This window comes from Aquincola tertiaricarbonis, assembly GCF_023573145.1.
GTDB lineage: Bacteria > Pseudomonadota > Gammaproteobacteria > Burkholderiales > Burkholderiaceae_C > Aquincola > Aquincola tertiaricarbonis_B.
Genome location: NZ_CP097636.1, coordinates 3,822,447 through 3,831,859 on the forward strand (window position 1 = coordinate 3,822,447; position 9,413 = coordinate 3,831,859).

10 protein-coding genes are annotated in these 9,413 nt (G+C 69.3%); 1 reads left to right on the forward strand and 9 read right to left on the reverse strand.

The genetic code is table 11. The features are described 5' to 3' along the window. Positions 1-5: 5 nt before the first annotated feature. From lptC to MW290_RS32105, 3 genes are read right to left on the reverse strand one after another with little or no spacing between them, the layout of a single operon-like run. Complete coding sequence (gene lptC, locus MW290_RS32095; protein ID WP_250198381.1) at positions 6-671, reverse strand: LPS export ABC transporter periplasmic protein LptC; 666 nt, start codon at positions 669-671, stop codon at positions 6-8. Next, on the reverse strand, positions 671-1,261 hold the full coding sequence (locus MW290_RS32100) for a KdsC family phosphatase (protein WP_250198382.1): 591 nt from the start codon (positions 1,259-1,261) through the stop codon (positions 671-673). Before MW290_RS32100 ends, lptC begins: the two co-directional genes overlap by 1 nt. Continuing rightward, a complete protein-coding gene (locus MW290_RS32105; protein ID WP_250198383.1) occupies positions 1,261-2,262 on the reverse strand; it encodes a KpsF/GutQ family sugar-phosphate isomerase in 1,002 nt (333 codons plus the stop codon). Before MW290_RS32105 ends, MW290_RS32100 begins: the two co-directional genes overlap by 1 nt. A 72-nt stretch (positions 2,263-2,334) precedes the next feature. Between MW290_RS32105 and MW290_RS32110 the strand changes: the two genes are divergently transcribed. Beyond that, a complete protein-coding gene (locus MW290_RS32110; RefSeq protein ID WP_250198384.1) occupies positions 2,335-4,332 on the forward strand; it encodes a cation:proton antiporter in 1,998 nt (665 codons plus the stop codon). Positions 4,333-4,360: 28 nt separating this feature from the next. Here the strand turns inward: MW290_RS32110 and MW290_RS32115 are convergent, their stop codons facing one another. The 6 genes from MW290_RS32115 to rpmH form a co-directional block, all read right to left on the reverse strand. After that, entirely contained in the window at positions 4,361-4,828 is a 468-nt protein-coding gene (locus tag MW290_RS32115) for a Crp/Fnr family transcriptional regulator (RefSeq protein ID WP_250198385.1), read from the reverse strand. A 79-nt stretch (positions 4,829-4,907) separates the two neighbouring features. Next, on the reverse strand, positions 4,908-6,299 hold the full coding sequence (gene mnmE, locus MW290_RS32120; protein ID WP_250198386.1) for a tRNA uridine-5-carboxymethylaminomethyl(34) synthesis GTPase MnmE: 1,392 nt from the start codon (positions 6,297-6,299) through the stop codon (positions 4,908-4,910). A gap of 179 nt (positions 6,300-6,478) precedes the next feature. Further along, on the reverse strand, positions 6,479-8,137 hold the full coding sequence (gene yidC / locus MW290_RS32125; RefSeq protein WP_250198387.1) for a membrane protein insertase YidC: 1,659 nt from the start codon (positions 8,135-8,137) through the stop codon (positions 6,479-6,481). After that, positions 8,134-8,403, reverse strand: coding sequence for a membrane protein insertion efficiency factor YidD (gene yidD / locus MW290_RS32130; RefSeq protein WP_375142984.1), 270 nt, complete (start codon positions 8,401-8,403; stop codon positions 8,134-8,136). The genes yidC and yidD overlap by 4 nt, the downstream gene beginning before the upstream one ends. A 45-nt stretch (positions 8,404-8,448) precedes the next feature. After that, positions 8,449-8,958 (reverse strand): ribonuclease P protein component, encoded by a 510-nt coding sequence (locus MW290_RS32135; RefSeq protein WP_250198388.1) that lies wholly within the window; start codon positions 8,956-8,958, stop codon positions 8,449-8,451. A 27-nt stretch (positions 8,959-8,985) separates the two neighbouring features. Continuing rightward, entirely contained in the window at positions 8,986-9,120 is a 135-nt protein-coding gene (gene rpmH, locus MW290_RS32140) for a 50S ribosomal protein L34 (RefSeq protein ID WP_124223019.1), read from the reverse strand. Positions 9,121-9,413 lie beyond the last annotated feature (293 nt).

The following is a 9,413-nucleotide window of genomic DNA, read 5'->3' on the forward strand; positions in this document are numbered from 1 at the left end:
CGCGCTCACCGGCGCGCACCGCCAGCCGCGGGGGCAAAGCGGGCGCGCACCGGCGGCTTGAAGGTGGCCTGCTGGTCGAGGTGGCTGTATTCCATGCCACCGGCGCGGATCTCGCTGCCGCCCTGGCGCAGCACCACCGGCAGGTGCGAGCGCAGCTGCTCGGTGCGCAGGAAGGCATGCAGGAACTCGCCCTCGAACTGCAGCGGCGGCGCGCCTGAAGGGCCGCCACTGCGCTCGATGCGGGCGCCGCCCAGCAGCTGCACTTCGCTGGCGTCGGCATTGCTGAGTGCACGCCGCGCGGTGGCGTTGGTCAGCGAGCCATCGGTGGAAAACGCCTGGATGCGCACCGTGTCCACCTCCAGCGTGTCGGTGTCCGGAAAGTGCCTCAGCTGGTCGCCCTGCAGTTGCACCGTCAGCCGACCATCGCTGCCGAAGCGCTGCAAGGTGAAGCCCTGCATCGTGTAGTCGGGGTCGTGCCGCACCGGCGCTTGCGCATTGCCGGCAGGCGCGCCGGGCGTGTTGTTGACCAGCCACCAGGTGGCCAGCGCCAGCAGACCCATCAACAGCAGCGGCAGGTACGAAGACAGCGCCTCACGCAGCCGCCAGTGCCAGGGCAGGGTCGGCGTCATCGGCACCGGCGCGGCAGGCGGGGGCAGCGGCGCGGTCGCCATCAGGCGGCGTCCAGCGTGGTGAGCTGGCCGTGCAACAGGCGGGCGTAGGCGCCGCTGGCAATCAGCAGCAGGTCGCACAGCTCGCGGGCGGCGCCTTCACCGCCTTGCAGCGCGCTCACATGGTGAGCCACGGCCTTCACCTCGGCATGCGCGTTGGCGGGCGCGCAGGCCAGGCCGGCCCGCACCAGCAGCGGCAGGTCGGGCCAGTCGTCACCGATCACGGCCAGGTCGGCCCAGTCCACGCCCAGCGCGCTGATGGCCTGCTGCACCACGGCCAGCTTGTCCTTCACGCCGTAGTGCGCATGCTGCAGGCCGAGGTCGGCCACGCGGCGGCGCACCGCCGGCGAATCGCGGCCGGTGCAGATGATGGGCACGATGCCGGCCTGGGCCAGCAGCTTCAGGCCATGGCCGTCCAGGCTGTGGAAGGCCTTGAACTGTTCGCCCGACTCGGCGATGTAGAGGCGCCCATCGGTCAGCACGCCATCGACGTCGAAGACCGCGGCCTTCATGCCCAGGCCGCGGCCCTGGGCCTTGAGCAACAGCTCGGGGGCGAAGCGCAGCGCCGGCTGCAGGATCGACAGGTCGGTCATCAGATCACCTTGGCCCGCATCAGGTCGTTGCTGTTGATGGCGCCGACCAGCCGGTCCTGCGCATCGACCACCAGCACGCTGGTGACGCGGTGTTGTTCCATCACGGTGGCGGCCTCCACCGCCAGCACGTCGTCGCGCACGCGGCGTGGCGCGGTGTGCATCACCTCGTGCGCGCGGAAGGCACGCAGGTCGGTGCCGCGTTCGATCAGGCGGCGCAGGTCGCCATCGGTGAAGATGCCCTGCACCACGTCGTCGGGGCCCACCACCACGGCAAAGCCCAGGCCCTTGGCGCTCATCTCGTGCAGCATCTGCAGGAACTCGGCCTCGGGCGCCACGCGCGGCAGGTCGTCGCCCGAGCGCATCAGGTCGCGCACATGCATCAGCAGCTTGCGGCCCAGCGCGCCGCCGGGGTGGGAGCGTGCGAAGTCCTGTTCGTGGAAACCGCGTGCGTCCAGCAGCGCCACGGCCAGCGCATCGCCCATGGCCATCTGCGCAGTGGTGCTGGTGGTGGGCGCCAGGTTCAGCGGGCAGGCCTCGCGTTCCACCTTGCACAGCAGCACTTGGTCGGCATGCCGGGCCAGCGTGGAGCCGGCGCGGCCGGTCATCGCCACCAGCGGCACACCCAGGCGCTTGAGCACCGGCAGGATGACGTTGAGCTCGTCGCTCTCACCTGAATTGGAGATGGCCAGCACCACGTCCTGCAGCGTGACCATGCCCAGGTCGCCATGGCTGGCCTCACCGGGGTGCACGAACATCGCCGGCGTGCCGGTGGAAGCCAGCGTGGCCGCGATCTTGCGGCCGACGTGGCCGCTCTTGCCCATGCCCATCACCACCACGCGGCCGCGGCAGGCCAGCACCAGGCGCATGGTGTCGATGAAGGCCGAGGACAGCTCGGAGCGGATGGCCAGCAGGGCCTCGGCCTCGATCTCGAAGGTTTGGGCGGCCAGCCGCAGCGCACGCTCGGCGTCGAAGCTGGCGGCCGCTTGGGGCTCGATGGTCACGTGATCGGTCGCTCACTTAGGATCGGGCATTCTAGGTTGGCAGGCATGCCGCTTGCGCTGGGTCCACGCCGCATGGCTACAACGCTTGAACTGGTATTGCTTTACTTGGTGGCCGCGGTGGCCGGTGTGGTGGCCTGCCGCTCCTTGCGGCTGCCGCCCATGCTCGGCTACCTGGTGGTAGGCGTGGTCATCGGCCCCAATGCGCTGGCGCTGTCGCGCGAGAACGGCGGTGTCGAATACCTCGCCGAGTTCGGCGTCGTGTTCCTGATGTTCGTCATCGGGCTCGAGTTCAACCTGCCCAAGCTGCGCAGCATGCGCACGCTGGTGTTCGGCCTCGGGCTGTGGCAGGTGGCGCTGACCATGCTGGCCGCCATCGTCGGCAATGCGCTGCTGGGCGCCGCCTTCAGCCTGGCGGGCCGCAGCTACGGCCTGAGCTGGCAGCATGCGGTGGTGCTGGGCGGTGCGCTGGCCATGAGCAGCACCGCCATCCTCGGCAAACTGATGGCCGAGCGGCTGGAGCTGGAAACCGAACACGGCCGCCGCGTGATGGGCGTGCTGCTGTTCCAGGACCTGGCCGTGGTGCCGCTGCTGGTGCTCATCCCCGCCCTCACTGCGCCGCCCGAAGTGCTGTTCACCGAACTGCTGTTCGCGGTGCTCAAGGCGGCGGCGCTGCTGGCCCTGCTGCTGGTGGGCGGGCAGAAGCTGATGCGCTGGTGGCTCACGCTGGTGGCCCGGCGCAAGAGCTCGGAGCTGTTCGTGCTCAACCTGCTGCTGGTCACGCTGGGCCTGGCCTGGCTCACCGAACATGCCGGCCTGTCGCTGGCGCTGGGCGCCTTCGTGGCCGGCATGCTGATCGCCGAGACCGAGTACAAGCACCAGGTGGAAACCGACATCCGGCCCTTCCACGACGTGCTGCTGGGCCTGTTCTTCATCACCATCGGCATGAAGCTGAACATGTCGCTGGTGGTGGCGCAGTGGCCGCTGGTGCTGGCGCTGGCGGTGCTGCCGGTGCTGTTCAAGTTCGCCCTGGTCACCGGCCTGTCGCGGGTGTTCAACGCCACGCCCGGTGTGGCGCTGCGCACCGGCCTGTACCTGGCGCAGGCCGGTGAGTTCGGCTTCGTGCTGCTGACGCTGGCCCGCCAGCATGAACTGCTGACGCCGCGGCTGGAAAGCCCCATCCTGGCCGGCATGGTGATCTCGATGATCGCCACGCCCTTCATCGTGATGTACAGCAACCGCATCGTGATGCGGCTGTCGGCCACCGACTGGCTGATGCAGGCGGCGGCGCTCACCACCATCGCCAAGAAGTCCATCCGCAGCGAGGCGCACGTCATCATCTGCGGCTACGGCCGCAGCGGCCAGAACCTGGCCCGCCTGCTGGAGACCGAGCGCATCCCCTACATGGCGCTGGACCTGGACCCCGACCGTGTGCGCCAGGCCGCGGCCGCCGGCCAGAGCGTGGTGTTCGGCGACGCCGCCAAGCTGCGCAGCCTGATGGCCGCCGGCCTGGCCCGTGCCAGCGCGGTGGTGGTGACGTACCACGACACCGCTTCGGCGCTGAAGATCCTGCGGCTGGCCCGCGAGCATGCGCCCAAAGTGCCGGTGGTCATCCGCACCATCGACGACACCGACCTGGAGTTGCTGCGCAATGCCGGCGCCACCGAGGTGGTGCCCGAGGCCATCGAAGGCTCGTTGATGCTGGCTTCGCATGCGCTGGCGCTGGTGGGCGTGCCGATGCGCCGCGTGATCCGGCTGACGCAGGACGCCCGCAACGCGCGCTACGGCCTGCTGCGCGGCTACTTCCATGGCGCCGACGACGATGGTGCCGAGGAGCGCCAGCAAGCGCGGCTGCTGACGGTGAGCCTGCCCACCGCCGCCGCCAGCCTGGGCCAGTCGCTCGGCGCGCTGGCCTTGCATGCGGTGGGCGTGCAGGTGGTGTCGGTGCGGCTGGGCTCGGGCCAGGTGGTGGCCGCCGAAGACGGCCTGGTGCTGGGCCCGGGCGACACGCTGGTGCTCTCGGGCCTGCCGGAGCCGCTGTCGCTGGCCGAAGAAAAACTGCTGAAAGGCTGAACGTCGGGGGTTAATGGGGGGCCGGGCCTCAGCTCAGCGGCACCGCGCGTTCCAGGTTGGCGCGCGTGCGCACGGCCAGCACACCGGCGGCGCCACGCACCAGTTCCAGCGCCAGCGCCGGTGACCGGACCGCCAGTTCATCGAGCCGGGCTGCGCGCAGGCCCCACACCACGCAGTTGCTCATCGCTTCCACGTTGGCCATGCGGGGCGTGCGACCGAACAGGCCCGCTTCACCCACCACCGAGCCCGAACGCAGGATGGCCACGCGATGCGTGCCCGGTGCGCTGCGGGTGACGAAGACCTGCAGGCTGCCGCGTTCGAGGAAGTACATGGTGGCGTCCACCTCGTCCTGCTTGAGCAGCAGGTGGCCGACGCGGATTTCATGGCGGGTGAGCAGCGGCGCCAGGGCCTCCCAGGCCTCGTCGCTCAGCCGCGGGCCGAAGGCGTCGTCCGCGTTCAATGTCGCGACCGCTTCCTTCAATGCGCTCAAGTCCATCCAGGCTCCCAGTCACCCCTGGCGCATTATGGGCAAGCGCTAAGCGGGCCCCCCTGCCATGGGCCGCTTTGGTGCAGATTCACTTGCCGATGCAGAAGCGGCTGAAGATCTCGCCCAGCAGGTCGTCGGCGCTGAAGGCGCCGGTGATCTCGCCCAGCGCGTTGTGCGCCAGCCGCAGTTCCTCGGCCAGCAAGTCCAGCGCGGCATCGGCCGACTGGCCTTGCGCCTGCGCCAGCAGCAGATGTTCACGGGTGCGGCGCAGCGCCTGCACATGGCGTGTACGGGCGATGAACACGCCTTCCGGCGAGGCATGCCAGCCGGCCCGCTGCAGCAGCGCCTGGCGCAGGCCGCCCAAGCCGGCACCGGTGGCGGCCGACAGCTGCAGCGCATCGGCTGCCAGTGGGGCTGGTGCCGGCGCCGCCGCATCGGCCTTGTTGTACACGTGCAGCACCCTCGCCTGCTGGCGCGGATCGGCACCCAGCAGGCGCTGCGCGATCTCGGCATCACCGGCGTCGTAGTCGGGCTGCCCCAGCCGCGTGAGGTCGTGCAGGAAGATCACGGCATCGGCCTGCTCGATCTCGCTCCAGCTGCGCGAGATGCCGATGCGCTCCACCTCGTCGGTGGCCTCGCGCAGGCCGGCGGTGTCGATCACGTGCAGCGGCACACCTTCGATCTGGATGGTCTGCTGCACCTTGTCGCGCGTGGTGCCCGGGATGGGCGTGACGATGGCCAGCTCGGCCCCGGCCAGCGCATTGAGCAGCGAGCTCTTGCCCACGTTGGGCTGGCCCGCCAGCACCACACGGATGCCTTCGCGCAGCAACGCGCCCTGCTTCGCACGATCCAGCACCTCGTCAACGGCGCTGATCAGCCGCTCCAGCTGGCCGCGGGCATCGGCCTTTTCCAGGAAGTCGATCTCTTCCTCGGGAAAGTCCAGCGTGGCTTCCACCAGCATGCGCAGGTGCACGATGCGGTCGCGCAGCGTGTCGATCTCGTGCGAGAAGGCACCGCTGAGCGAACGGCTGGCCGAACGGGCCGCCGCCTCGGTGCTGGCGTCGATCAGGTCGCTCACCGCCTCGGCCTGCGCCAGGTCGAGCTTGTCGTTCAGGAAGGCGCGCTGCGTGAACTCACCCGGCTCGGCCAGGCGCAGGCCGATGCCCTCCCCCACCGCCAGGCAGCGCGCCAGCAGCAGCTGCAGCACCACCGGCCCGCCGTGGGCCTGCAGCTCCAGCACATGTTCGCCGGTGTAGGAATGCGGCGCCGGAAAGTACAGCGCCAGGCCATGGTCGATGGGCTGGCCATCGGCATCACGCAACGGCAGGTAGGTGGCGTGGCGCGGCTGCAGCACGCGGCCACAGACCGCGGCCATCAGCGGGCCGAGGTCCTGGCGGGCAGACACGCGCACGATGCCCACGGCACCGCGGCCGGGTGCGGTGGCGATGGCAGCGATGGGGTCTTCATGACGGGACAGCATGGGCGGGATTGTCGCGGCAACCACCCGCCGGGCCGCCCCAAGGGCGGGTGCGCCCCAAGGGTCCGAAGGGCCCTCTAAAAGGGCCCAGGGGGCCGCGAGCGCAGCGAGCTTGGGGGTGGCCATCCAAAAAAAAGCCCCGGCGCAAAGGCATGCGCCGGGGCCTGTTCAGCAGTCGGTCGTCAGACGCCGAGCCGCTTGTTGATGAACCACTGCTGCGCGATGGTCAGCAGGTTGTTGGTGATCCAGTACAGCACCAGGCCAGCCGGGAAGAAGAAGAACATCACGCTGAACACCAGCGGCATGATCCACATCATCTTGGCCTGCATCGGGTCCGGCGGCGTGGGGTTCAGCCACACCTGGAACAGCGAGGTCGCCGTCATGATCAGCGGCAGGATGAAGTACGGGTCCTTGGCCGACAGGTCGGTGATCCACAGGATCCAGGGCGCATCGCGCATCTCGACCGTGGACAGCAGCACCCAGTACAGCGCGATGAAGAAGGGCATCTGCAGGAAGATCGGCAGGCAGCTGCCCAGCGGATTGACCTTCTCCTCGCGGTAGATGCGCATCATCTCCTGCTGCATCTGCTGCGGCTTGTCCTTCAGGCGCTCGCGCATCTCCTGGATCTTCGGGTTGATGGCCTTCATCTTGGCCATCGAGCGGTAGGCGCTGGCGTTCAGCCAGTAGAAGGCGATCTTCAGCAGCACCACCAGCGCCACGATCGCCCAGCCCCAGTTGCCCAGCACGCCGTGCAGCTTGGTCAGCAGCCAGAACAGCGGCTTGGACAGGATGTGGAACCAGCCGTAGTCCTTCACCAGGTCCAGGCCCGGCGCCAGCGCTTCCAGCTTCTTCTCTTCCTGCGGACCGGAGAACAGCACGGCCTGCTGCGTCTTGGTCTGGCCGGGGGCCACTTCGCCCAGCGGAAGCACCATCGCGATCGAGTACAGGTTGTTGCCCACCTTCTCGGCGCGGAACTCGCGCAGCTGCTGGGTGTTCACCAGCCAGGCCGAGGCGAAGTAGTGCTGCACCATCGCGATCCAGCCGTTGTCCGCCTTGCGGTCGTACTCGGCGTCGTTCTTCTCGATGTGCTTGAACTCGATCTTCCGGAACTTGCTGTTCTCGGTGTAGGCCGCCGGGCCGGTGAAGGTGGAGTAGAACGACGACTCGCCCGGGGGCGGGTTGCCGTCGCGCACCAACTGCAGGTACAGCTCGGGCTGGATGGGCTGCGCCGAACCGTTGACGACGTCGTGCTGCACGCCGATGGTGTACTGGCCGCGGCTGAAGGTGTAGGTCTTGACCAGCTTCACGCCGTCCACGGCCTGCGACTCGAAGCGCACCTGCACGTCGTTCGTGCCGTCGGCCAGCGTGCGCGGGCCCGGCACCGCCGTCATCGCGGTGAAGTGGTTGGGCAGCTTGGCGCCCGCGGTGGCGCTGATCAGGCCGGTCTGCGCCAGGTACACGCGCTGCGCGCTGCGGTCGAACAGCACGACGTTGCGGCTGTGGTCGTTCTGGTCGCGCTGGCCCAGCAGCTCCAGGTACACCAGCTCGCCACCCTGGCTGTCCAGCACCGCCTTCACCTTGTCGGTGGTGACGGTGATCTGTTCACCCTTGGGTGCGGCAGCGCCGGGTGCGCTGGGCACCGCGCCGGCGGCGGCTGCCGTGGCCGTGGGCGCCGGCACGCCGGAGGCGCCGACCGCAGGGGCCGAACCGGCCGCGGCCGGCTTGGCGGCCGGAGGGCTGAAGAACGACGGCTGGCCGGTGTGCTTGTTCCACGCGTCCCACAGCAGGACGAGGGACATCGTGAACACCACCCAGAGCAGGGTACGGCGAATATCGGTCATGGAGCAGTCTTCTTGGGAGAATCGGAGGCAGCGCGGTCGGACGACAGGAACGCGAACAGCCGCGGCGGCCGCTCGGGCACCGGGTCGCAACCGGCTTCACACCAGGGATGGCAACGCAGGATGCGGCCCGCGGCCAGCGCACCGCCGGCCAGCGCGCCGTGGCGTTCCAGCGCCTGCAGAGCATAGAGCGAGCACGTGGGCTCGTAGAGGCACCGGCCGCCGATCCAGGGACTCAGCAGCAGGCGGTAGGCGCGCACCGGCAGCATCAGCGCACGGCGCGGCAGCAGCGCGAGCCAGTCAGGCACGGCAGCTCAGCGCGGCGCCGAGGCGGCCGCGCGAATCATGCGTTGGAGTTCGGCACGCGCAGCATCACGCAGCGCCTGCGAAGCAGCGCTGCGGAACTGGCGAGCATCGAACGGTGCGCGCAAGCGCACCACCCACAGGCCGGGCGGCAGCTGTTCAGCCTGCTCACCCACCACGGCACGGATCTGCCGTTTCAGCAGCGTGCGGGTGACCGCGCGGCGCGCATGGCGCTTGGGCACCACCAGGCCGAGCCAACGGCCTGCGGGGGCCTCGGCCGGCAAGTCATCCACAGGCGCGGTCGGTGCGTCAACAACATCTGTTGACAACTTGTCGCCAGACGTTTCAGCACCGGCCGCCGCCGCTGAATCAACCGCCGGGCGGCGGGGTGAACGGCGAGCAGGCTGCGCCGCGACGAAGTGCATCGCGAAATGCGGACTGCGCGCCTTCTGAGGCGCGCCGAGCACACGCTCGAAGTCAACGGATTGCACGAGACGTTGCACGCGCGTGGGCAGTGACATGCTGCGTGAGCTCGCAGCCCGCGGGGCTTAGACCGCCAGGCGCTTGCGGCCCTTGGCGCGGCGTGCCTTGATCACGGCGCGGCCACCGCGGGTCTTCATGCGCACGAGGAAACCGTGGGTGCGGGCGCGGCGGGTCTTGGAAGGCTGGTAGGTACGCTTCATGATGACGTGCTTTCGGTGATGACCCGCAGGATCAGGCGCTCTGTCGGAGTCTGTGGCAACGGTTGGGTTGCCTGAGGTTGCAGCCGGGGTCTGGCCTGATCGCTGCTGGCCCGGCGTCCGGGGCTTGGAAGCCGCGGACTCTCGACCGTTCCGCGGTCTTGCGCGGCCACGCGAGCTCTGTCTTGCTGCGCGCGGCGCGACCTTCTCGCGTCCGGAAAACCCGTGATTACAGCAAAAAGCCACAGCGCGGTCAATTCAGGGGCCGCAGGTGTACCACGGCGGCGCGCTCCGGC

Excerpts from the sequence above, each read along its gene's own strand:
- lptC (WP_250198381.1), bottom strand. The coding sequence starts at position 671 with ATGGCGACCGCGCCGCTGCCCCCGCCTGCCGCGCCGGTGCCGATGACG.
- MW290_RS32100 (WP_250198382.1), bottom strand. The coding sequence starts at position 1,261 with ATGACCGACCTGTCGATCCTGCAGCCGGCGCTGCGCTTCGCCCCCGAG.
- MW290_RS32110 (WP_250198384.1), top strand. The coding sequence starts at position 2,335 with ATGGCTACAACGCTTGAACTGGTATTGCTTTACTTGGTGGCCGCGGTG.
- MW290_RS32115 (WP_250198385.1), bottom strand. The coding sequence starts at position 4,828 with ATGGACTTGAGCGCATTGAAGGAAGCGGTCGCGACATTGAACGCGGAC.
- mnmE (WP_250198386.1), bottom strand. The coding sequence starts at position 6,299 with ATGCTGTCCCGTCATGAAGACCCCATCGCTGCCATCGCCACCGCACCC.
- yidC (WP_250198387.1), bottom strand. The coding sequence starts at position 8,137 with ATGACCGATATTCGCCGTACCCTGCTCTGGGTGGTGTTCACGATGTCC.
- yidD (WP_375142984.1), bottom strand. The coding sequence starts at position 8,403 with ATGCTGCCGGTGCGCGCCTACCGCCTGCTGCTGAGTCCCTGGATCGGC.
- MW290_RS32135 (WP_250198388.1), bottom strand. The coding sequence starts at position 8,958 with ATGTCACTGCCCACGCGCGTGCAACGTCTCGTGCAATCCGTTGACTTC.
- rpmH (WP_124223019.1), bottom strand. The coding sequence starts at position 9,120 with ATGAAGCGTACCTACCAGCCTTCCAAGACCCGCCGCGCCCGCACCCAC.